Origin of the sequence: Candidatus Paracaedibacter acanthamoebae (genome assembly GCF_000742835.1) — a bacterium.
Lineage (GTDB): Bacteria > Pseudomonadota > Alphaproteobacteria > Paracaedibacterales > Paracaedibacteraceae > Paracaedibacter > Paracaedibacter acanthamoebae.
The window spans coordinates 1,915,688-1,939,661 of sequence record NZ_CP008941.1 but is presented as its reverse complement, the minus strand read 5'-3'; the positions used below and the strand labels follow the sequence as shown (position 1 = coordinate 1,939,661).

General features: G+C 42.1%; 19 protein-coding genes. 9 read left to right on the top strand and 10 right to left on the bottom strand.

Translation table 11 applies throughout. From position 1 onward, the window contains the following. Nucleotide 1: 1 nt before the first annotated feature. From ID47_RS08840 to glyA, 3 genes are read right to left on the bottom strand one after another with little or no spacing between them, the layout of a single operon-like run. Nucleotides 2-1,780, bottom strand: coding sequence for an ABC-F family ATP-binding cassette domain-containing protein (locus ID47_RS08840; protein ID WP_038465702.1), 1,779 nt, complete (start codon nt 1,778-1,780; stop codon nt 2-4). Further along, on the bottom strand, nt 1,777-2,262 hold the full coding sequence (gene nrdR / locus ID47_RS08835; RefSeq protein ID WP_038465700.1) for a transcriptional regulator NrdR: 486 nt from the start codon (nt 2,260-2,262) through the stop codon (nt 1,777-1,779). Before nrdR ends, ID47_RS08840 begins: the two co-directional genes overlap by 4 nt. Next, complete coding sequence (gene glyA, locus ID47_RS08830) at nt 2,262-3,521, bottom strand: serine hydroxymethyltransferase (protein WP_038465698.1); 1,260 nt, start codon at nt 3,519-3,521, stop codon at nt 2,262-2,264. The genes nrdR and glyA overlap by 1 nt, the downstream gene beginning before the upstream one ends. Before the next feature lie 238 nt (nt 3,522-3,759). Between glyA and ID47_RS08825 the strand changes: the two genes are divergently transcribed. Beyond that, entirely contained in the window at nt 3,760-4,764 is a 1,005-nt protein-coding gene (locus ID47_RS08825) for a putative nucleotide-diphospho-sugar transferase (RefSeq protein WP_156956720.1), read from the top strand. A 19-nt stretch (nt 4,765-4,783) separates the two neighbouring features. On the opposite strand, the gene can is transcribed toward ID47_RS08825, so the two are convergent. Beyond that, complete coding sequence (gene can / locus ID47_RS08820; RefSeq protein ID WP_038465694.1) at nt 4,784-5,440, bottom strand: carbonate dehydratase; 657 nt, start codon at nt 5,438-5,440, stop codon at nt 4,784-4,786. A gap of 98 nt (nt 5,441-5,538) precedes the next feature. Continuing rightward, nucleotides 5,539-6,819, bottom strand: coding sequence for a GTPase HflX (gene hflX, locus ID47_RS08815; RefSeq protein WP_038465692.1), 1,281 nt, complete (start codon nt 6,817-6,819; stop codon nt 5,539-5,541). Between the two features lie 466 nt (nt 6,820-7,285). On the opposite strand from hflX, the gene ID47_RS08810 reads away from it, so the two are divergent. Continuing rightward, complete coding sequence (locus ID47_RS08810) at nt 7,286-8,383, top strand: hypothetical protein (RefSeq protein WP_038465690.1); 1,098 nt, start codon at nt 7,286-7,288, stop codon at nt 8,381-8,383. Between the two features lie 211 nt (nt 8,384-8,594). On the opposite strand, the gene ID47_RS08805 is transcribed toward ID47_RS08810, so the two are convergent. Beyond that, nucleotides 8,595-10,103, bottom strand: a complete 1,509-nt coding sequence (locus ID47_RS08805) for a PAS domain-containing sensor histidine kinase (RefSeq protein ID WP_038465688.1) — start codon at nt 10,101-10,103, stop codon at nt 8,595-8,597. Nucleotides 10,104-10,597: 494 nt separating this feature from the next. On the opposite strand from ID47_RS08805, the gene ID47_RS08800 reads away from it, so the two are divergent. From ID47_RS08800 to ID47_RS08780, 5 genes are all read left to right on the top strand, one after another. Next, nucleotides 10,598-11,737, top strand: coding sequence for an extracellular solute-binding protein (locus tag ID47_RS08800; RefSeq protein ID WP_051908786.1), 1,140 nt, complete (start codon nt 10,598-10,600; stop codon nt 11,735-11,737). 7 nt (nt 11,738-11,744) lie between these two features. Next, nucleotides 11,745-12,887, top strand: coding sequence for an ABC transporter ATP-binding protein (locus ID47_RS08795; RefSeq protein ID WP_038465686.1), 1,143 nt, complete (start codon nt 11,745-11,747; stop codon nt 12,885-12,887). After that, on the top strand, nt 12,884-13,810 hold the full coding sequence (locus ID47_RS08790) for an ABC transporter permease subunit (protein WP_198022279.1): 927 nt from the start codon (nt 12,884-12,886) through the stop codon (nt 13,808-13,810). Before ID47_RS08795 ends, ID47_RS08790 begins: the two co-directional genes overlap by 4 nt. A 3-nt stretch (nt 13,811-13,813) precedes the next feature. After that, nucleotides 13,814-14,617: an ABC transporter permease subunit gene (locus ID47_RS08785; RefSeq protein WP_038465684.1), complete on the top strand. Its 804-nt coding sequence runs from the start codon at nt 13,814-13,816 to the stop codon at nt 14,615-14,617. 117 nt (nt 14,618-14,734) lie between these two features. After that, nucleotides 14,735-15,244 carry a CBS domain-containing protein gene (locus ID47_RS08780; RefSeq protein WP_038465681.1) on the top strand — a complete coding sequence of 170 codons (510 nt, stop codon included), beginning with the start codon at nt 14,735-14,737 and terminating at the stop codon, nt 15,242-15,244. Between the two features lie 353 nt (nt 15,245-15,597). Here the strand turns inward: ID47_RS08780 and ID47_RS08775 are convergent, their stop codons facing one another. Together ID47_RS08775 and dnaE are read right to left on the bottom strand one after the other, a co-directional pair. Then, the gene (locus ID47_RS08775) at nt 15,598-16,518 is read right to left on the bottom strand and encodes an aminoglycoside phosphotransferase family protein (RefSeq protein WP_051908785.1); all 921 of its coding nucleotides are present in this window, start codon (nt 16,516-16,518) and stop codon (nt 15,598-15,600) included. Next, nucleotides 16,508-19,945 (bottom strand): DNA polymerase III subunit alpha, encoded by a 3,438-nt coding sequence (gene dnaE, locus ID47_RS08770; protein ID WP_038465679.1) that lies wholly within the window; start codon nt 19,943-19,945, stop codon nt 16,508-16,510. The genes ID47_RS08775 and dnaE overlap by 11 nt, the downstream gene beginning before the upstream one ends. Nucleotides 19,946-20,135: 190 nt before the next feature. Here dnaE and ID47_RS08765 point away from each other — a divergent pair, with 190 nt between their 5' ends. Continuing rightward, nucleotides 20,136-20,771, top strand: a complete 636-nt coding sequence (locus ID47_RS08765; protein ID WP_038465677.1) for a hypothetical protein — start codon at nt 20,136-20,138, stop codon at nt 20,769-20,771. A 50-nt stretch (nt 20,772-20,821) separates the two neighbouring features. Here the strand turns inward: ID47_RS08765 and ID47_RS08760 are convergent, their stop codons facing one another. Both ID47_RS08760 and ID47_RS08755 read right to left on the bottom strand, forming a co-directional pair. Continuing rightward, nucleotides 20,822-21,247 carry a DUF2750 domain-containing protein gene (locus ID47_RS08760; RefSeq protein ID WP_038465675.1) on the bottom strand — a complete coding sequence of 142 codons (426 nt, stop codon included), beginning with the start codon at nt 21,245-21,247 and terminating at the stop codon, nt 20,822-20,824. A 142-nt stretch (nt 21,248-21,389) separates the two neighbouring features. Further along, nucleotides 21,390-22,277, bottom strand: a complete 888-nt coding sequence (locus ID47_RS08755) for a polyprenyl synthetase family protein (protein ID WP_038465672.1) — start codon at nt 22,275-22,277, stop codon at nt 21,390-21,392. A 106-nt stretch (nt 22,278-22,383) separates the two neighbouring features. On the opposite strand from ID47_RS08755, the gene ID47_RS08750 reads away from it, so the two are divergent. Continuing rightward, a complete protein-coding gene (locus tag ID47_RS08750) occupies nt 22,384-23,901 on the top strand; it encodes a DNA recombination protein RmuC (protein WP_038465670.1) in 1,518 nt (505 codons plus the stop codon). The last annotated feature ends 73 nt before the right edge of the window (nt 23,902-23,974 follow it).

Sequence of the window (23,974 nt, the reverse complement as noted above, 5' to 3'; positions counted from 1 at the left end):
CCTAACCCTCAATTTTTTCACTGAGTTCGAGCCATTTTAGCTCAGCAATATCTAATTCTGTTTTTGCTTTTTCTAAGCGGGCAGACAAGGTGGTAAATTCTTGAGGATGGTTTTGATAAAATAAAGGATCTTCTAGTTTGTTTTCAATAAGGTGTATTTCTTTTTCTAAGTCAGCAATGATGCCGGGGAGTAAATCAAATTCTCGTTTTTCATTATAACTAAATTTACGTTCAGACCGTTGTTTAAGTTGAGCGACTTCAGTTTTTTCTTTGGTGGCAATAGGATCAATTTTTGGCTTACGCTTGGCCAGATAATCTGAATAACCGCCGGCATATTCCACAACCTCGCCGTTTCCTTCGACAGCAATAACAGATGTCGCCAGACGATCTAAAAAGTCACGGTCATGGCTGACGATGATCAAGGTTCCTTCAAACTCATAAAGTAACTCTTGTAATAAGTCGAGGGTATCCATATCAAGATCATTGGTCGGTTCGTCTAGAACTAACAAATTCCCAGGCTGCGTAAAGGCTTTAGCGAGGGCCAATCGATTTTTCTCACCTCCGGATAAAATAGACACGGGGCTGCGGGCTTGCTTGCTATCAAATAAGAAATCTTTCAGGTAAGCCATGATATGGCGGGGTTTGCCTTGAACTGTGACGTGGTCACCGCCACCAGGACATAAATTTTCCCACAATGTTTCACTGCTGTCGAGCGCATCCCGCATTTGATCCAGATAGATCAAATCCACACTGGCTCCCACATGACAACGACCTTCATCCGCCCGAATTTCCTTAAGCAATAATTTGAGCAGGGTTGTTTTTCCAGCGCCATTAGCGCCGACAATACCAATCCGATCGCCTCGTTGGATGATTGTTGAAAAGCCTTTGACAATACATTTATCGCCAAAATATTTCGTTAAATTATGGCATTCAATGACGAGTTTACTCGAAATATCACCGCCCACAGCCCCCAGGCTAGCGGCTTTGGGACGATTGAGAAGGCGACTGCGTTTTTCTTCCCGCATGGCGATGACGTGCCGCAGGCGGCCTTGATTGCGCTTGCGTCGGGCGGTCACCCCCCGATGAACCCAATCTTCCTCCAGACGTAGTTTCGCATTTAACTTTGTTAGTTTGCGTTCTTCATCCAGTAAGACGGCTTCTGTCCATCGATCAAAGTCATCATATCCCTTATCGTTGGCCAAAAGGATACCCCGATCGATCCACCACGTTGTATTGGAAACCCGTTTCAGAAAACTACGATCATGGCTGATAACAACGAAGGCGCCTCGGAATGACTTCAGAGTTTCTTCTAACCATTCGATGGCGGGGATATCGAGATGGTTGGTTGGCTCATCCAGTAAAAGGATATCAGGGTCCATCACCAAAGCCCGCGCGATTACAATGCGTCTTTTTTCACCGCCGGATAGATTGGTCATCAGACGATTTGGATCCATCTCTACTTGGTGTAAAACTGCCTCAACTTCAAAATGGGCCTTGCCTGTATAATCCATGATGTGGTCTAAAATGGTTACATCAGACGGTAAAGTAGCGTCCTGGGGTAAATAGGCAATGGTTGTTCCAGGTTGGATGAAATAGTCGCCCGCATCCGTTTCAATCTGACCCGCAATAATTTTCAGCAGAGTCGATTTGCCACAGCCATTGCGCCCGACCAGGCAAATGCGATCACGGGGGCCTATTTGCAATGACAAGCCATCAAAAAGTGGTTTGCCACCAAACGACAATACCATGTCACGGATAGAATAGAGAGGAGGTTGACTCATTGTATTTCTTGGAGTAGGGGCCGATTTTGAGCGGCGTCTGTCATGTTGGAAATAAATTCAACGAAGTCCGTCACATCATTGAATTCATGATAAATACTGGCAAATCTAATATACGCCACGGTATCAAGATTAATTAAAGCTTCCATAACCATGGATCCAATAGTAGGCGTTGGAACTTCTATCTCTCCACTTGTCTCTAATTGACGAACAATACTTGAAATGACGCGCTCGATGCGTTCTGCTGGAACGGGGCGTTTGTGTAAAGCCATCACAATGGATCGGGCTAGTTTATCTCGATCAAAAGGAACACGGTTGCCATCCTTTTTGATGACCATAAGATCCCGGAGTTGAATGCGCTCAAAGGTGGTAAAGCGGCTGCCGCATTCTTGACAAAAACGGCGGCGGCGGATCGCCGATTGATCGTCCGTGTTGCGAGAATCTTTGACCGCTGTATCGCTATGACCACAAAAAGGGCACCGCATTAAGCATACCTCAAGCCTGGGTAAATTGGATAGGCGGCGCACAGGGACACAGCCGCTTCCTTTATCTTTGGATTAGGTTCTTTGCCCTTTGCTAAGTCATCGGTAACTTCGGCGATCCAATGACCAATTTGAGTAAAGTCTTGTTCCTTAAAGCCGCGCGTGGTTGCCGCAGGTGATCCCAAGCGTATCCCAGAGGTTATCATCGGCGGTAAGGGGTCATGGGGAATGCCGTTTTTATTACAGGTAATATTGACCTCTTCTAATGCGTGACAAGTATCTTTACCATTAACCTTCTTTTTCGTGAGATCAACCAGCATTAAGTGAGAATCAGTACCCCCTGAGACTAGATCAAATCCATGGTTAAGAAGCGTGTTGGCCAAAGTCTGGGCATTGCTAACAACTTGCTGAGCATAAACTTTAAACTCTGGTTTTAAGGCTTCACCAAAAGCTACAGCTTTGGCGGCGATCACATGCATGAGAGGTCCTCCCTGCAAGCCCGGAAAAACAGCCGAGTTAATTTTCTTAGCGATATCTTCATGATTGGTTAGCACAATACCACCGCGCGGACCCCGTAGTGTTTTGTGCGTGGTTGAGGTGATCACATGTGCATGCGGAATCGGGCTTGGATAAACGCCGCCCGCTACTAACCCAGCAAAGTGGGCCATATCAACCATGAAATAGGCGCCGACGGCATCTGCAATCGCTCTAAAGCGAGCAAAGTCAATTTTCCGAGGGTAAGCTGACCCCCCTGCAATAATGAGCTTGGGTTTATGCTCATGAGCGAGGCGTTCTACTTCATCATAATCAATCAAGTGGGTTTCAGAATGGATGCCATAATTGACAGCATTAAACCATTTACCGGACTGATTCACCGGAGATCCATGGGTTAAATGGCCACCGGCATCCAAGGATAAGCCCAAAAAGGTGTCACCGGGTTGCAGTAAGGCCATAAAGACGGCTTGATTGGCTTGAGCGCCTGAGTGAGATTGCACATTGGCAAAGCCACAGCCAAAAAGTTCCTTGACGCGATTAATGGCAAGGATTTCGGCAATATCAACATACTCACATCCCCCATAATAACGGCGCCCGGCATATCCTTCGGCATATTTGTTGGTCATAATGCTGCCTTGGGCTTCGAGAATGGCTGTTGAAACTATATTTTCTGAGGCAATAAGTTCAATTTGATTTTGTTGCCGTTCTAATTCTTTTTGAAGGGCTGTGGCAAGCTCTATATCAGTATGAGAAAGTTGATTTATCATCGTTGATCACCATCTTAGGGACATTTGGTGTCATCATATACTCATCTTTAACCAAAAACCAGTTTTTTAGGCTGGCACTTTAAGTGTCCAAGGCTGTTTCCATCGCCTGCCTAATTCCAAAATCTTTTCACCAAGGAGGAAGATCTTTAAAGCCACCTGTCCACAGGGATACATCGCTTTGATAAAATTATCCATATCTGATACATTGAATTTAAGTAAAATTATTTTGAGTTAGCTGATGCGACGAATTCTAAAATATTCCCTATATCTTATTATTGCTTTAATGGCAGGGATGATCTTAGAATATGCCCGACAAGGGTTTATGAACGATATGTCTATTCAGCCGGTTAATCGGTATAGTGCCCCCGATTTAGAAGCCTCTGAACCGACCGGTCGGCCGCCTGTCTTTTTGGTGACTTATGCAGCGGGGGGTGAGCAATATTTCCGTAATCAGAATGCGGTGAGTCAATACGCCGTTAACAAGGGAATTGATTTTATTTTAAATTATCGGAAGTCTCATATAGATAAAGATTTTTTTGAAAAGAATCGCAGTATTTTTAATGAGAAAATTGGGGCAGGGATGTGGGTGTGGAAGCCCTATATCATTTTACGCACTATGGAAAGTGCTCCGGATGATTCTATCATTGTCTATATGGATTCAGCCTTTAAAATCCGCAAACCTATTCCTCAATTTATTGAAAAGTTAGGGGACAGCGATGTGATGCTGATCCAGGACCAAGATCGTCGCGCTGGCGCCTATGTTAAAGGTGACAGTTTTTACCTTTTGAACTGTAAAGATGAGGCTTGCCGGCAGGCCCCCCTTATATGGAGCGCCATTGTCGTGGTCAGAAATTCCTCTCGCAGTCGCTCTTTCATTAAAAAATGGTTAGAAGCCTGCCAAGAAGAACAAGCCTTGAATGCCACGGCTTATAACTATATGCCGAATTACCTCGAGTATAAATGGCATCACTTTGATCAATCCCTTTTAAGCCTGATTTATCATAAAAATTCAGAAGGGGTGAAAGTCTTGAGCTACGAGGAAGTAGATAACTATTTTATAGGATTCCATCGTCAAGCGGGGCGTAGTTCCTCTAATAAGTCTTGGTATACCGTGTATGGTGCTGAACCGACCATCGATTTGAATGGGGGATCAAGGAAATTATCCTCTACCAGTCTTTTAAATACCGGACCGATTGTTTGGTTGCGTAAACAGATCGCCAAGCGCTGGGATGTCGGGGGGTAAGAACCGCTGCTGTCCTGTCTTACTCACTATACCGATGATGGATAGCTTCAATGGCTTGGGCATACAGGGTTGATAATTCAGTGACATCACTAATTCCCATTTTTAAATCGCGTACTAACCCATCATGGAGCTTATAGATCCATCCATGGACGGCAAGATCTTGGCCTCTGTTCCAGGCATCTTGAACAACGGTGGTTTGGGCCACATTGATGGCTTGTTCTAAAACATTCAGTTCACAAAGAATATCCCAGTGGGTTTTAGGTCTCAACTTGTCAAAGACATCTTTAAACTTTTGCTTCGTGTCTTGAACATGCCGCAGCCAGTTATCAATTAACCCCATTTTTTGATTGTTTAATGTTGCTAAGATTCCCCCACAGCCATAATGACCGCAGACAATAATATGCTTTACTTTTAAAACATCAACCGCATATTGAATAACCGATAAGCAATTTAAATCAGAATGCACAATAAGATTGGCGACATTACGGTGAACAAAGACTTCCCCGGGGGGCAAATCAACAATTTGATTGGCAGGTACTCGACTATCGGAACATCCAATCCACAGGTATTGAGGGGATTGTTGATGGGCTAACTCCTCAAAAAATGTTGGGCAGCTTTTTTTCATTTTTTCTGCCCAGTTTTTATTTTTGTCAAGTAAGCTCTGAAGATCTCTCATTTTTTATCCAATTCTATTCTTTAGCTTTATTCAGCCTATACCGACCATCATTCAAAAACTAGGAGTTTTAGCAAGGAACTATGGTAAGGGGAATTTTTTTATTGAGGCATAATTTCAAATCGAGCTTTAAATTTTGCCATAATCGATGGGCTAATTTGTAACTTTAGTTGTACAGCCGTATCCGTATCATGGCGAGCGATAATGACGCCTTGACGATAAAGCCATGCTAAGGCTTCGCCGGCATCAAGGGGGAGATCTAATTCCACGAGTTTGTTATGACGATTGAGTTGACGATCAATAATGTTGAGTAATTTATCTAATCCTATCCCGGTAATGGCAGAAATAAGGACATCATTTTTATTTGTTCGTGTCTGTAGGGTTTTTTGATCCCCTACTTCTAGTCGATCTATTTTATTAAGAACGTTAATGGTTGTGCCATCCTCGAGTTCCTTTTCTAGGCCCAATTCTGTTAGAACTTTATTAACCTCTAAAGCCTGGTGAGTCGCATTGGGATGGGCACAATCTTGAACATGCAGGATCAAATCAGCCGCACAAACTTCTTCTAATGTAGCCCGAAAAGCAGCCACCAGTTGGGTCGGCAGTTGGGAAATAAAACCAACTGTGTCTGATAAAATAATTGTCCGACCGCTGGGAAGTTTAATTTGACGCATTGTTGGATCCAATGTGGCAAAGAGCATATCTTTTGCTAACACGTCGGCTTGAGTCAGTTTATTAAACAGGGTGGATTTACCCGCGTTGGTATAGCCTACTAAAGCGACGACAGGGTACGGCACATCAGCCCGCGCCGATCGATGCAAGCCACGGGTCCTTTTGGTTTTTTCAAGATCGGTTTTAATACGAATAATACGTTCATCAATTATACGACGATCAAGCTCTAGCTGGGTTTCACCGGGGCCGCCGGTAAATCCGAAGCCGCCGCGTTGGCGTTCCAAGTGAGTCCAACTGCGCACCAAACGGCTGCGTTGATAGGTGAGGGCTGCTAATTCAACTTGAAGGCGACCTTCCGCCGTGCGGGCTCGATCACCGAAAATTTCAAGGATAAGGCTGGTTCGGTCAATGACCTTGCAGTTCCATGCTTTTTCAAGATTGCGTTGTTGGACGGGGGTTAATGCTCCATCAAAAACAACCAACTCAATGTCATTATCTTTGATAATGTCAGCCAAAGCTTCAACATTCCCTTGGCCAATCATGGTTGCAGATGTTGCTTTTTTAAGCTGAATAATTTGTGAATAAGCTATCTTAAGGTCGATGGCAAGGGCGAGACCAATGGCCTCTTCCAATGCCGCCTTAAGATCATAATCTGCTGTTTTTTGCTGTGAAACGTGTAAAACGCAAGTAATTGTTTGTTTTTTCTGCATCTTTGATATTTTGTTGGTGTCGACGTTCTAAGGTTAACGGATTTCTTTGTAAAATTCAAAAAAGAATAAGAGATCTATTTCACCTTTTTGGTGATTCGAGATGTCTAATTTATTTTTACCAAAGTTTTATATGATCTTTAAGTTCTGAACAGAGAGAGGGGAATAATAAAAAGACATACGGTATGTTTGATTGGAGTATACTTTGCGCAGAGTTGGACTTGACAACACTTATTACTTCTATCTAAATTAGAGATAGGGCTTAAGTAAGCTAAAAATAAGAATTAAAAGATATATTCCCTTTAAAGCCCTTAATTATGTCGCAAAATTATTAATTTTTTAGCTGATAAGTTACATTTTATCTGTTTTGTTTAGCTTAAAAGTTGAGTTTTTAAGTAGCTTTATTTCTGAGGGAATAGGCTATCTAGTAAAAGTTAGCTCTAGCTAATTTATTTTAAGAGTTATAATTATGAAAAAATTTCTTTTCCCTGCGCTCGTTACTGTATTATTGATGGTCGCTATTTGTGGTGCTCCATATTCTTTCGCTTTTGAAGAACCAGCTACATCAACAAGTAAGGCTTCTCGCCTCCAACACTCTGTTTCTTTACGGGATACAAGATCTGATCGATCTGTCCAAGCTAAAGTCGAAATGTTTGAAAAATTTAGTAAGGAATCAATAGGATCCCATTTAAGTAAGCTTGATTCTATGCCAGAAGAAAGAACTAAGACTTCCTCTACTGGTTACGTCAACAAAATAACAAGATTCTTCCAACGCAATAAATCTAAAGAGCAATTACGCGTAATTCTCCCAGAAAATAAAAAGCTTTCCAGCAACGTATCTAGCTCCTCTTTAATTAATGCTTCCTCCCCTAAGTCTTCTCATAATCAGTATAATCTATCAGTAAAGAACCAGATAAATTTGCAAGAAACTTTAGAAAAATTACCTAAGAAAGAAGAGTCCAAAAGCAAAAAGAAAGAAAAAGGTAGCCGTTCTAAATCCCCAAAGAATTTTGAGTTAAGCGCTCCAAGCATTAATACACTATTAACCAAACAACATATGCTCAATACAGAAAATATTGAGAAAGATTGGGATGATAGAATCCGATACTTTAAGATAGTTAAAAGAACAATAAAAGAACACATAAAGACTGGGACAATTAATCCAACTGATGAAAAGTATCTATATGTCCTTAAAGGGGATCTAGAGGAACTTAAAACCATGCATATTAAAGGGTTGAATTATCTTAAAGGCGAGAATTCTTTGAGAAGACACGATCCTATGGCGTTAGCTAGCCATATTCAAAGCATGGGAGCTTTGTTGAAAGATGTAGGTTTAGAGATTTTTTGGGTGACGGGCAGTGGAAGCTTAACGATTCATCAACTCACCTTATTTGAAACTAAACTGAAAGATGCTAAAAGCAAACAAGAAGCCATAACCGCAATGGGAGAGGAGCAAGAAACTCTCTCTAAAATTTGCATTACTCATCCCAGCCCACAGAGGCGACGCGCCCATACGGCTAAAGGAAGTAGTGGGTCAGGGGGAGCCAGTGGTTTGAATAAAATTTAGGCGGCAAGCTTTTTATAAAGGTTTTTACCATCAGGAGAGCAAAGCGGTTTAATGTGCTTATGATCTTACTTAATATATTATGATGATTGAGTTATTTGAGTGGACTGGGATTAAATTCTTAAAAAGGACATAGGTTATACTGTTCAAATGAAAAAAAGCTTTTTTTATTTTTTTCTTTTCTTCAAAAATATGGATCATATTGATAGTGGTCTTAATCTTGCATACCCTCTAAGGTGAATTTAAAGCAGGCGCCGGTTTGGGGTTGAGGATCAAGCCATATTTTCCCCCCATGCTGCTCAATGATCCGTCGACAAATGGACAGGCCTAATCCGCTTGAGCGGCTATTAGTATTGGCTCTCACTCGTTTAAATGGAAGAAAGATTTCCTCCTTAAAATCTTCATTTATTCCAGGTCCATTATCTTGGATGCTAATAACCCATAAGGAACTTTTTCTTTCTGCAGAAATTGATATTACTAAAGGATCTTGCCCCTTATAGCGGATAGCATTAGAAATAATATTCTGGAAAACGATTTGAAGCTGTTGAGCATTGCCTCTAACAATAGGTAGGTTATTAAAAATAATCTTGCCTTCCGCCTGTTCAATTAAATTACTTAAAGTTGTAATGGTTCGATTGACGACATCCTTTAAGCAAACCACTTCCATCTTTATTTCTCGATTAGCGGCGGAGTAATCCAACAAATTTTTAACCAAGGAACCACCATAGGCAGCGGTATTTAATAATTTTTTTAAAAGAAATTCGACTTCCTCATAGTCTTGCTTCTTAAGCTTTTCATCAATAAAGGAAGCTAATAGGCTTATATTTCGCAAAGGGTCACGTAAATCATGGGCTGCTGAATAGGCGAATTGATGTAATTCTTGATTGCGTTGTTCAACCAGCTTTGTTTTTTGAGCCAGTGTATTAAGAAGATTTTTTTCTTTGGTAATATCAGTAACCGTCAAGATTACACCTTGAATACAATTATCATTTTTATTTCTAAATGGGGTAGCCGAAGCCAGAAAAAATTTCTGGCAACCATCTTTTAGCTCTAAGCAAATCTCTTCATTTAAGATAACTTCTCCTTTCCAAGCACGAGGGATAATTTTCCTGTCTTCCGTATATTTTTTTCCTTGTGTGTTGTAACGATTTGAAAGAAAATTATCCCAAATTTCATAAGTCAGAGGCAGAGGGCCTTTAAAGCCTAGATCATTAAGCGCTTCCTTCCCTCTCTTATTAATGAGTTCAAATTCATTGTTTTTATTAATAAAAAACAAGCATTCTCCCATATAGGTGAGCAAGATTTCGTAAAAATCTTTAGCATGAGCAAGCTGAGTTTCCAGCTCTAATTCTTGCTTTAAATCAATCATTAATGCTGCCACAGCAATAATTTCATTGCTATCAGAGAAAACAGGGGTTTTATGGATGGTTGTTCGGAATTGTTTTTGCTCAATATGAAAGGTAAGAGAGCAGCGTTTTTCTAAAACCTCTTGTTCAGTTATATAGGATGTTTCTACAATTTCCGGCGGAAGAAAGTCCTCACTTACCTTATCAATTACATCTTCCATTTTAACATTAAAAAATTTAAGAAAACTCTTATTGACCCATACATACCGACCGTCAACTCGTCGTATCCAAGCCGGCTGATGAAAATATTCTAACAGAGCAATACAGGAATTTCCTATCATCATTTTATCAAAAGGAGGGGGTAATATTGTTTGCATGAAGTGTCACCAAATTTTCTATATAATTTAAGCAAAAGAGGCCGGGTGTTTTGGTTATGAAAAACTACAAGATGGTAAGTTATCCAATCTTTTAGGTAAATTACATCTCCTTATGTGTTCATCTTCTGTCTAGTATTTGAGGATTTCCTAAAAATTTTCTTTTCTAATATCGATAGAAGGGTATAATTTTTTTGAGCTAGCTTTCCCTAAAACACAGGTGTTAAACGATCCGATCGAGTGAGTTTTCTTAGCATTCAATCTTATTGAAAAGCTCCAATAATATTTTTATCAAAATATTATTAGTTTATTAACTAAAAAATTTGTTTTTTATAAATTTATAATATTTTTGTAAAGCTTAATGGTTGAGAGATGGTTTCTATAGCAATTATAATGAGCTTTGAATAGGAAGAACAGTAATACTTTCTTTTTTATCTCTATAACGCTTTTCGTCTTTTGCAGTTGTATTCCTAGATTGTTTAGGGGATAACTTAACTATGATTAAATTAAGATTATCTTTAATCCATTTTGCCTTTATAACTGCGGCGCTTATTGCTGTGGGGATAGGTATATCGGTTTATTTCGCTGCCCCATTTAAAACGGATGAAGGTATGACTCTTAATATCTATAACTGGTATGGAATGATTCCTAAAGATGTTATTGATAAATTTGAAGCTGAAACCGGCATTTCTATCCGTTATGACTTATATGATAATAACGAGATTCTAGAGGCTAAACTGTTTTCAGGCAATTCAGGTTATGATGTGGTTTTTCCATCAGCCTCACCCTATGTTGGTCGTCAAATAGAGGCTGGCGTTTACCAAAAACTTGATAAAGCTCTTCTTCCCAATTTAAAGAATATGGATCCTGTAATTTATGAAAAGATGCGGTTAGCTGATCCAAATTTAGAATTTACCGTTCCCTTTTACTGGGGGACCTTTGGGTTTGCTTATGTGGAAGAAGAAATTTTAAAGCGTCTGCCCACCGCACCCGTTCATAGTTACCAATTATTATTTGATCCCGAAATAGTGTCAAAATTTGCCGATTGCGGTGTAACTTTGCTGGATGAATCGGTTGATGTGTATCCAGCGATGCTTACTTATTTAGGAAAAGACCCCGGTAGCAATAGTCAAGAAGATCTTGAGTATGCTCAGCACAATCTTGTTAAGATTCGATCATTCATTAAACGGTTTAGCTCCTCACGGTTCGTGAATGAATTAGTGGGAGGTGAAAGCTGCCTGGCTCAAGCATGGTCAGGTGAGGCTCAATTGGCGCAAGATCGGGCCAATGAGGTTGGTAAAAATATTCATATCCGCTATGTGGTGCCAGAAGAAGGGGGAACATTGTGGATTGATGCGATGGCTATTCCGGCAGGGGCGCCTCATCCTAAGAATGCGCACAAATTTATCGATTTTCTTATGGATCCAAAAAATAGTGCGAGAATCAGCAATGCCATTAAATTAGCCGTGGCGAATAAGGCAGCAATTCCCTATATTGAGGATAAAATTAAAAGTGATCCAACCATCTATCCAAAACCGGCAATGATGGCAAAGTTAAAATTGGACAAACCCCAGAATTTAACTTATGACCGCCATCGAACGCGGTTATGGACGCAATTTCGTTTAGGAAAGAATTGAGGCCGCTATGCCACCGTTATCCCAACTTTTGCGAACTCTTGAGCATTGGCAAGATCCAAAAGCTAAGCCCTATATTGTTATCGACAATGTTTCAAAGTCTTTTGGTTCCGTCCAAGCCGTTAAAGGAGTATCTTTGCAAATTTATAAAGGGGAATTATTTTCGCTGTTAGGGGGATCGGGTAGTGGTAAAACCACCTTATTGCGAATGTTAGCGGGATTCGAGGCACCCTCAGCGGGGCGAATTTATATTGATGATACGGATGTGACAGATTGGCCCGCCTATGAACGGCCGGTTAACATGATGTTTCAATCTTATGCTCTGTTTCCCCATATGACGGTTAGCCAAAATATTGCTTTTGGTCTGAAGCAAGAACGAATTGCCAAGAAAATCATCCACGACAAGGTTAAATGGGCGTTGGACCTGGTGCAAATGGCCGGATTTGGCGATCGTAAACCATCCCAATTATCGGGGGGACAGCGTCAACGCGTCGCCTTAGCGCGCAGTCTTGTCAAAGAACCGAAACTTTTGTTACTGGATGAGCCGTTAGGGGCATTAGATAAACGCTTACGGGAACAAACTCAATTTGAATTGGTTAATATTCAAGAGCGGGTGGGTATTACTTTTGTCATGGTGACTCATGATCAAGAAGAGGCTATGACCATGTCAACGCGCCTTGGAATTATGGAAGAGGGCCGCATCCGTCAAATTGGGGCGCCTCATGATATTTATGAGTTTCCGAATTCGCGGTATGTCGCTGAGTTTATCGGATCCATGAATATCTTTGAAGGCATTGTGATTGAAGATGAAGATGATTTTGTTTTAATCGATTCAGAAGAGGCAGGGTGTCAATTATACGTCACTGACTCTGCTGCGGTTCCCGTGGGAAGCCACACCGCCGTGGCAATTCGTCCCGAAAAAGTTATGATTTCGTCCACACCGCCGGCTGGGAATAGAAACTCGGCGAAGGGGATTGTGCGGGAAATTGCTTATCTAGGCGATATCTCTATTTATTATGTGCAATTAGAATCCGGTAAAATGGTGCAAGCAGCGCGCCCGAATCTTTTGCGTTTTTCAGAGCGAGAGGTCACCTGGGATGAGGAAGTTTATTTATTCTGGCGAGCTGAAAATGGAGTTATCTTGACATCATGATGGATCAAAATACGCCATTAAAGAGACACTATTCACGCCGGCGTTCTGCTTTAGGAGATCGTCAACTCGTTACGGCTGTTCCTTATTTATGGCTAATTTTGTTTTTCCTGATCCCTTTTTTATTAGTTTTCAAAATTTCCTTAAGTGAATCTGTTCTTGCAGTTCCGCCTTATTTACCTATTTTTGAGTGGGCCAAAGAGGGTTTTTTGAATATCCATCTCAATATCGGTAACTATCTGCGACTCTTTTTAGATCCATTCTATGCTTCGGGATTGATGACGTCGTTGGTCATTGCGTTTGTGGCAACATTGGTGTGTTTAGTTTTGGGATACACCATCGCCTACAGTATTACCCGGGTCCCGGAGCAGTGGCGGTTTATATTTCTATTGCTGGTTATTCTGCCATTTTGGACATCTTTTCTGGTGCGAGTGTATGCCTGGATGGGGATATTGTCAAAGGATGGATTGCTTAACCAGTTATTGTTATCCTTGGGGCTTATCCAAGAGCCAAAGCAGTTTTTATATAACAATTTTTCTGTAATTGTTGGCATTGTTTATTGTTATCTACCGTTCATGATCTTGCCAATCTATTCCGTTTTAGAAAAGATTGATGAGGTTTATCTTGAGGCCGCCTATGATTTAGGGTGCTCTCCATGGCGTGCCTTTTGGCGAGTTACTTTTCCATTATCTCTGCCGGGTGTACTCTCCGGGGTTGCTTTGGTGTTTATCCCTGCATTGGGAGAGTTTGTTATCCCTGAGCTTTTAGGGGCTCCCGATAACCTCATGATTGGACGAATTATTTGGATTGAGTTCTTTAATAATCGTGATTGGCCAATTGCCTCCACAGTTGCCGTCGTGATGTTATTGATGTTTATTGTACCGATTATGGTGTTGCAGCGTCGACAACTCAGGAAACAAGGGTAAAGCATGCGTCGGTTGTCTTCATTCAATATTACAGGATTAATTTTAGGATATGCGTTTCTGTATATTCCGATTCTGACTGTTGTTGTTCTTTCTTTTAATGATTCCATGTTGGTGACCACATGGACGCGCTTCACAACGAAATGGTACACATCCCTTTTAGAGAATGAGGGACTGATAGACGCCGTTTTTGCGAGTCTTAAGGTTGCGACAATGACGGCTACGTTAGCGGTGGTCTTAGGGACGCTAGCGGCTGTTACGATGGTGCGTTTTGGGGATTTTAAGGGACGGATGTTATTTAGTGGAATGATTTCAGCGCCGCTAATTATGCCGGATATTATGACCGGCCTTGCGATGCTCATGATGTTTGTTGCCACCGAACAATTGATTGGTTGGCCGTCCCATCGTGGCTTGATGACAATTACCATTGCTCATATTACCTTGGCCACAGCCTATGTTTACCTCATCATCCACGCTCGATTGGCTGATTTTGATCGATCTGTCGAGGAAGCTGCTCAAGATTTAGGGGCGCGCCCAACGAAAGTTTTCTTAGTCATTACCTTACCCATGATCGCGCCGAGCTTAATTTCGGGTTGGCTGTTGGCCTTTGCTTTATCCTTAGATGATCTGGTCATTGCCAGCTTCCTCTCAGGCCCTGGCGCCACCACACTGCCCATGTTGATATTTTCGAGCATTCGCTTAGGGGTCAGCCCTGAGATTAATGCCTTAGCCAGTATTATTGTTTTTATCATTTCTCTAGGCGTTTTGGTCGCCGGCTTGGTTACGTGGCGTCGCCAACGAGAAAAATAAAATTTATTTATTTTTCCAAATAAAACATCCAACTAAATAATAGAATTAACGATAGGAAAGTCTGACTTTTCCTAATAAGGCTCTATATTTTTTAGTGAGCGAAAATTGGAGGACGCGATGCGTATAATGGATGTGCCAGAGTTTAAAGATAAAACAAACGTCCTAACTGTTTTGCCGGATACACCCCTCGATCAAGTTATTGCTGAAATGGTCAGCTATAATGTTGGATCAGCTGTTGTGGTCAAAGAAGGTAAGTTGGTTGGTATTTTTACAGAACGTGATCTTTTAGTGAAGGTTAGCGGCCAGAAAAAGCCAATTGAGTTGTTAAAAGTCAGCGAGGTCATGACTCCCAACCCCCATTCAGCGCAACTGGAAGATGATGTCGACACATCACTAAGACGCATGAGTCAAGGTCGATTTCGTCACCTTCCCATCGTGGATGAGAATAAACATGTGGTCGGGATTTTATCCCAGGGAGACTTTGTGGCCTATACCTGGAGCGACCTAATGGCTCGGATAGGGCGCCATACAAAATTATCTTTTCTAACTAATTCTCAATTATGGCTATTAATTCTGGGGCCACTGATCTATTTGATTCTGATTAAATTTATTTTTTTTGTAAATTAAGAAAACACCTTAACAAGAAAATACTTTTTGACTTATGGCCGTTGCTGCCTTTTTGATCTACAATTTCTCTCTCATCTAGGGTTTAAAAGGTTTGGTTTTTAATCTTCCTGACGATATATATGACCGATCGCTTTTGGTTATTTTGAAGGAATAAAATATGTAATCATTAAAAGACTATCATTATCGGATCACGGTGGATCATTTGACAGCGGTGCGGGAAGGGCAACCACTTTATACAGATTTATTCGATGCCTTAAGCACCTTTATTGGCAAGATTAAACTGGCACAGCAGAATAAAGATAGTTAAGATCTCTTTCTATAGGCTTAGGCAGTGGTGTAAAGGCTCAGTAAGGTTAAGGAGAGGTCATCTCAAATTGCACGCACAAATTTGCAAATTGTTGATAAGGGGTTGTATTTTCCCGATCATTTAAGGCCCCAATCCAACCCAGAACAGATTGGACATAGCACCACTCTTGTATCCGTTGGGCGGTAAGCTGCAGAAGGTGTGAAAAAAGGAAAATGCGCACTTTAATCAATTTTTCAAAATCAGGATGGATATAAAGCTGCAGAATAGGATTTCGAATAAACGCTGCAACTTCATAGGCAGGCTCCCCCACAACGCCTTTAGGATCAATGGCCAGCCAATTTCCTTGATGATGAAGAATATTGCCATGATGTAAATCTCCATGCAGCAAAACAGGCTGAGCCATCGTTGATAGAAGCCTGTTTGCTAAGACAGACGCCCGATGGTGATGGAAGCTTAAATCTCGATTGTTAGAATCGAGAGTGTATTCTTTAAGTCCGTGAAGCCAGTCCTTAATATGAGGAAATTTTTCGTCTGGTATTTTTGCCTGATGAAGTTTTTGCATGATTATACAAGCAATTTTAAGAGCGTCCTGATCACGCTGAGGAAAAAAAGATTTAAGGGATGTGCCCGGAATGGCTTGTTCTAAAATCAACAAGCCATTTTCATGGGCCCGTAAAGCAATAGCACCGTTACCAGCAAATGCTTTAAGAGCCGTTGCTTCTTGCTGTAAGGCACTTTTATCCAACCCTATTTTTAAAGCAATCGGCGTCTTATCCTGCAATCCTGTTAGAACTAAATTATAACTTAAATTGTCGACAAGAGTTAAGTTCCGTAAATTGTGGCTTTGAGAAAGATGGGTGAAGAGACTCGGTAAATTTTCCAGCCAGAGCTGGCCTTTTTCACCATATAAATTAATAATTGTTTTTTGAAATGACAGGGGGATAGTAAGTTGTCCGCTATCCTTCAATTTTTCTTACCCCTTCCAGTCCCAACAGTTTTGAGCGATGATCGGCACCCATGGCAATACTAGGGAAACCCGTTAGTCTAACGGATAGGTTAGAATCCATCATAAATTTGATCAAAAGACGAGTTGATCCTTCTGGAATTTTCTTGATGGTTGCTGCTAAAAGTGGAATTCTAATGCGACTATCGATATGAATGGTGATGGCTTGGGATGTTCCTTGCGTCATTTTTTCTAGGGGTTCGATGGCTTGGCAAGTTATACGGAAATCGTCGCCGTCAAAGCGAATAATGCCAGAAACATGGATAGGGGTGCCAGGGTTCAGAAAATCGCGTGTGCGAGAGAAAACCTCAGAAAAGACGGCAACTTCGTAAACACCGTGGGCATCGGATAACTGCAAAAAGGCAAATTTCTGCCCCGTTTTAGAGGTTCGTTCTTGCTTGACGATAATGACCCCAGCCATCTTGATTGTGGCACCTTCACTTTGATTGATAAGCTCGGTACTGCGAACGATCCCAAGACGGGCTAAGCTATCGCCATAAATGTCAAGAGGGTGGGCGGACATAAAAAAGCCCAATGCCTCAAATTCTTTTTGTAATTTTTCTAATGGATCAAAATCTAAACATGGTCGTATATTAACAGGAATGATGGTATTGCTTGCATTGCCAAAGAGAGAAGCTTGCTGACTTGTCTTTTCTTGTTGACATAGCTGGGCTGTTTTCAGAATTTCATCTGCATTCGCATACAGTTCTCCCCTTTTGGGATAGATACTATCAAAGGCGCCTGCTGCAATCAGATTTTCCAATTGACGTTTATTGAGACCTTTTGGATCAATACGATTCGCAAAATCATGAATATCTTTAAATTCACCCCGCGCTGTTCGTTCCGCTACCAGGGATTCCATCCCTTGTTCTCCCACATTTTTGACCGCCGCCAAAGCATAGCGGACACCATCGTTTTCAACCGCAAAAGTGACAAGGGATTTATTAACATCAGGCGCGAATAAAGGATGGCCCGCTCGAAGTATGTCTTGACGAAAAATATTGAGTTTATCCGTGTTTTGCATTTCATAGGTCATGGAGGCGGCAAAAAACTCGAGCGGATAGTTAGCTTTGAGATAACCGGTTTGATATGTTAGCAAAGCATAAGGGGCCGAGTGAGATTTGTTGAATCCGTAACCCGCAAATTTTGCCATTTGATCAAAGATTTGACGGGCAGTATCTTCTTCAATGCCGCGCTCCATAGCGCCTTTGGTGAATAAATCTCGCTGGGCGTCCATTTCTTCTTTGATTTTTTTACCCATGGCTCGGCGCAACAAATCTGCGGCTCCCAACGTATAGCCACCCAATTCTTGGGCGATTTGCATAACCTGTTCTTGGTAAACCATGACGCCATAGGTTCCTTCAAGGATAGGCTGAAGCTCGGGGTGCAAATAAGTGATTTCTTCTTCCCCATTTTTACAGGCAATATAACGCGGAATATCGTCCATAGGGCCGGGGCGATAGAGGGCAACCAACGCTACCAAATCTTCTAATTGGTCGGGTTTCATTTTCTTTAAAACATCCCGCATGCCAGCACTTTCCACTTGGAACACGCCGACGGTTTCAATGCGGCTTAAAAGATCAAAAGTTACCCGGTCATCCAGCGGAATATGCGAGATATTGATGTCGATCCCTCGTTGATGAATCATCTCGCAGGATTTTTGGATCACTGTCAGGGTTTTGAGGCCCAAAAAGTCAAACTTGACCAACCCTGCCATTTCAACGAACTTCATATTAAACTGCGTGGCTGGTAGCTCAGAGCGATCATCCTTATAAAGGGCGACGAGCTCATGCAAAGGGCGATCGCCGATCACCACACCAGCGGCGTGGGTGGAGGCATGCCGATTCAACCCTTCGAGTTTCATGCCGATATCAATTAGTTTTTCAACGGTGGTGTCGGTGCGTCGTGCCTCTTCTAACGCCGGCTCGAGTTCTAAGGCTTGTTGTAATGTCGTGGGGTTGGCGGGGTTATTGGGGACCAGCTTTGAAATGCGATCCACCTGGGAGTAGGGCATTTGTAAAACGCGGCCTACGTCTCGCAGGACAATACGTGCTTGTAATTTACCAAAAGTGATAATTTGGGCGACCTTATCATCACCGTATTTACGCCGCACATAGGCAATGACCTCATCGCGGCGATCTTGGCAAAAATCCACGTCAAAGTCAGGCATGGAGACACGCTCTGGGTTCAAAAAGCGTTCAAAGATTAACGTAAATCGGATCGGGTCAATGTCGGTAATTGTCAACGACCAGGCAACCAAAGAACCAGCACCCGATCCACGACCTGGGCCGACGGGAATTCCTTGATTTTTGGCCCATTTAATAAAATCAGCAACGATCAAAAAATAGCCTGGAAATCCCATTTTTTCTATAACACCAATTTCATAATTAAGGCGTTCGAGATATTTATTGCGAATTTCTTGCCGTTGAGCATCCGTTTGATCAGCTGTATAAACTTGATTAACTAAGCGTTGATCAAGGCCTTCCGTGGCTTGTCGCCGTAATTCCTCAGCTTCTGTCAACCCCGAGGGAGATTCAAAAGGTGGCAGAATTGGTTTGCGCGGGAGCGTGCGATAATGACAGCGCTGGGCAATCAGGACTGTATTCTCGATAGCTTCGGGTAAGTCTGCAAACAACTCAATCATTTCTTCTTGGGTTTTAAAATAATGATGAGGGGTTAGACGACGGCGATCTTCGGTTGCGATAACAACCCCTTCATCTACGCATAAAAGAGCGTCATGGGCCTCATACATATCAGCCGTCGTGAAAAATACATCATTGGTGGCGACCAGCGGTATGTCGTGTTTATAGGCTAACTCAAGTAATGGTGCTTCAGTTTGTTCTTCTTCCACCATGCCATGGCGCATAATTTCAACGTACAGACGATTGCCAAATAGGTTCTTCAGGAAAAGTAAAGCGGTTTCCGCTTCTTCAGATCGGCCAGCAATTAAATGACGAGCTACTTCACCTTTCGGGCCGGCTGTCAAGGCAATCAACCCCTCTGTATATTGAGCAAGATGAGCTTTACTAACCTGGGGAGAAATACCAGCTGAACTTAAAATATAAGCATCACTTATCAGACGCATCAAGTTAATATACCCTTGTTCATTCTGCACCAATAAAACAAGGCTATCCGGTTCAGGAATTAAGCCTACATGATCAGAGGGTAAATCTTGGCTGATATTAAGTATAGCACCGATGATGGGCTGAATGCCAGCATCAGCAGCGGCGACGCTAAATTCCAGGGCTCCAAAAAGGTTGCAGCTATCTGTAACAGCAACCGCGGGCATGGACATTTTTTGACAAATTTTTGCCAATTCCTTAATCTTTACCGCCCCTTCGGCCAGGGAATAGGCGCTATGAACACGGAGGTGAACAAAAGACGGAATCATCGGCTAAATCTTACTTATTTTCTTATCCGTTAGTATGTCATGAATTTGGAATTATTAAAACCTTATATACCCTTACCACATAATTATTTACCCAATCAGCTCTGCTATTAAGAATTTATTATGAATAAAATTATTATAATATTTCTATGAAGTAATGAAGTATTTTTATCAATAATGGAATTTATTGAGCATGAGAAATCTAATCCTTTTTTTAATGATATCCTCCTTAGATGCTCGGGATGAGTTACCAGTGTCACAGGTTTTCTTTCATTCCACGGGGTTGGAAGAATCAACCATATGGGGTTGGGATCTTTTGCCTAATGAGATGAAAGAATTAGTTGTCTCGCAGATAAAGTTGCATGATTTACCTATTTTTAAATTAGTCAATAGGGGGTGTTATCAATTAGCTCTCAATGAGGAGAGAAAAAGGTACACACCACCTGTTCGGCTTAGTTTTCTTGATCCTCAAAAATCTCCGGTAAGTGACCTTATGGCTATTGAGATTAAGCTTAAAAATGAGAAAACGGATGTTTGGAAATCGTATATTTTTCCGTATGCTCAAAATACCCGCCTTGTGCCGCTTGGCTGTGCAGAAGACTTTTGTATCCAGTTACCTTATGAGGCACTTCCGCTCCGCGTGACGGTTGACTTTATGGCGGGGTATTTTGATAAAGACTCTGAAGTTCTTGCTTCCTGGCGCGGTCCAATCCATATCGGTACGCTCAAGGTTAGTAATATTTTTTATAGGGATGCGGTAGGAAATAAAAAAACTGTTGAGGCTATCCGTTTTACCCCTCAAAAGATCTTATTTAAGCATTCAAAATAAAAAAGCGAGAGGAGTCTCTCGCTTTTAAGCTTTGTGGTAAAGCATAAATTTTATTCTTCGCTAATGTCGAGATCTTTTTCGGTAATTTTACCCTCTTTAACTTGCTTAACCAACAGTTGAACGAGGTGGAACGGTGGTAGTTCGCGCCCAATACCATCTTGATCCCAGTTTAAGCCAACACTGCAATATCCTTCTTCAATTTCTGGAAGGAATTCTTCGATTAAATAGGAGACTGGCATTTCTTCCAATGTGGCATAATCTTCAGCCCACGTTTTTGCATTTTCAACATAGCTTTCTGTCCACAATGGAATTGTATCCAGGGGTTCATCATCCTCACGCGTGAATTCAAGTGATTCAGTTTGAACGCACATTTTATCTTGTACAAGGACATATATCTTTTCAGTGGCAACGGCTTCTTCAATAAATTTTAGAGCACGTCCGTTGAATTCTTTTTCGAGATCGAGTTCTGAGTTCATGATGACCATCCTTTGATAATATTACTGTTGCTTCACAATGCCGGTTATTTTGCTCTTGAACAACTATTTTGTTCACTCCTGAGGGCAAATTGATGTTAGCCATAATCTTAAGCATCCATAGAAGATAGTTAACGAATAGCGACTAAAAAGTTCTAACTGCCAAAAAATCTAGCAAATCGTGGAGGGGTTCATTTCTATCAAATGTGGCTGCAATGGCATGGGTTTCTGTCAAGAGTTGATCTAAGAGATCTGTTGCCCCTTTAATACCCAAGACGGAGATAAATGTAATTTTATTTTGATCGTTGTGGACCGGCTTACCTGTATAATCTGCTGTTCCCTGTTCACTGAGTAAATCATCGGTAATCTGATAAATCAGTCCAAGGTTTAAGCCAAACTGGCGCGCTTGGCACAAGAGAGTGGCGTGGAGGCCATCTCCTAGAATAACCCCCGCAATGCAGCTAAAACTTAACAGAGCACCTGTTTTTAGCAACTGCATTTGACGGATAGCGTCCAAATTGTCGGAAGGATATAAATCCATCATTTGTCCGGCGACCATGCCGTCGGCACCTGCTGCTTTTGAAAATTCAGTGATCAGGGCTAAGCGATTGTCAGCGGATGTTTCTAAAGTTGCCAAAAGTTCATAAGCAAGGGGAATTAAGGCATCGCCCGCCAAAATGGCCGTTGCCTCATCAAATGCTTTCCAACAACTGGGGAGTCCTCGGCGCAGATCCGCATCATCGAGGGGGGGTAAGTCGTCATGAATTAAAGAATAACTGTGAAATAACTCAATTGCGATGGCTGTATCAATCACGGCCGACGTCCAGTCTTTACCGGCACAATGAGCAAAAGTTAAGGTTAAGAACGGCCGAATAAATTTACTTGATCCTTGGATTCCGTGCAGCATCGCTTGGCGGAGTCGCTCATGACTTGTTGCGTTTTGAACGACATGATCCAAACGGGGACGAAGCAGCTCTTTGATCTCCGTGAGCTGAGATAGAAACGGGCAAGGTTTGGAAGTAGGTATAATCATGGCAACACTCTACACCATCATTTTTATAAAGGGAATAAAATCATCGTAATTTTATAGCTTGTTGGATCCTAATATTTTACCTATGATTGAGCCGAGGTATAGTCCCATGATCGATTTAGTACAACAGAAAACAATATTTTTAGCAGGTGCAGCCGCTGCTGTCACCGGAATTTTCATATGGCTGACGGTGCGATGGCAATATAAGCATGCCCTTGAGCGGTCGGAAAGTGAGCTGCAGCGCCTGGATATGATTTTATCCGACACACGACGCGATGTGCAGGACCGTGAACAACGTATTTATGAAATGCAGACGGTGTACGTGGCTGAAAAGGCGGCTCGAGCCGTCGCAGAAGAACGAGCAACACGAACCGCAAGTTTAGAGTTGCAACTGAAAGATGTTACACAGCAGTTTTCAACATTGCGGTCTAGAAATGCTGAACTGCAATCAGCCTTGGATTACGAACGCCGTCAAGCCCAAGAAAAGATTCAAATGCTGGAGAATGCTCAAATTCGATTGGGCGAGACCTTCAAAAGCCTTTCAGCCGAGGCATTATCTACCAACAATAAATCCTTCTTACATTTGGCTCAAACTGCCTTGGAAAAATTTCAAGAAACGGCGCGGATGGACTTGGGGCAACGGCAACAATCGATCGCCGAAATGATGCAGCCGGTACAACAAGCGTTATTTAAGGTTGATGGTAAGATTCAAGATCTTGAAAAACAGCGGGTTGGGGCCTATGAAGTGTTGCGGGAACAGGTGAAAGAACTGGTTGGCGCGCAAAAAGACCTTCGCCTTGAAACCTCCAACCTTGTTAAGGCGTTGCGAGCGCCATCAGTGCGCGGCCAATGGGGCGAAATGCAATTGAAACGGGTTGTGGAAATGGCCGGCATGATTGCCCATTGTGATTTCCAGGAACAAGTCTCAACGAATACGGAAACAGGCCGCATGCGTCCGGATATGATTATCAATCTTCCAGGAGGTAAAAAAATTATCGTTGATGCTAAGGCTCCGTTATCAGCCTACCTCGAAGCTTTAGAAGCTCAAGATGATCGGGACCGTCAACAAAAGATGATGGATCATGCGCGGCAGGTGCGGACGCATATTCGGGCTCTAAGTCAACGCGCCTATTGGGATCAGTTTAATGACACGCCTGAGTTTGTCGTCCTCTTTTTGCCGGGTGAAACATTCTTTAGTGCAGCCTTAGAATGCGATCCCGCATTAATTGAAACCGGCGTTAAAGAAAAGGTAATCTTAGCCACGCCCACGACTTTGATCGCCCTGTTAAGGGCAGTTTCTTATGGTTGGCGTCAAGAAGCCATGACCGAAAGTACCCGCGTGATCGGCGAGCTTGGGAAAGAACTCTATAAACGCCTCAATGATATGGGGGATCATTTTAGCCGTTTAGGGCGCCATTTAACTCAATCCGTTGATTGTTACAATCAAACCTTGGGGACTTTAGAACGACGCGTGTTGGTGACCGCGCGAAAATTTAAAGAGATCGATTCATCATCCACCGTCATCGAGGAGTTGACTCCCCTTGACGCGCAGGCTCGGTCAACACAAGCCGCCGAATTGATCGGTGCAAGTGATGTAGAGGAGTTGCCAGAAAAACTGAGTGCATAATCGGTGTCATTCAGGTTGAGTCTGAAGACTTGATGGTGATATAGTCTTAACAAAAAAGAATTTTGGATAGAAA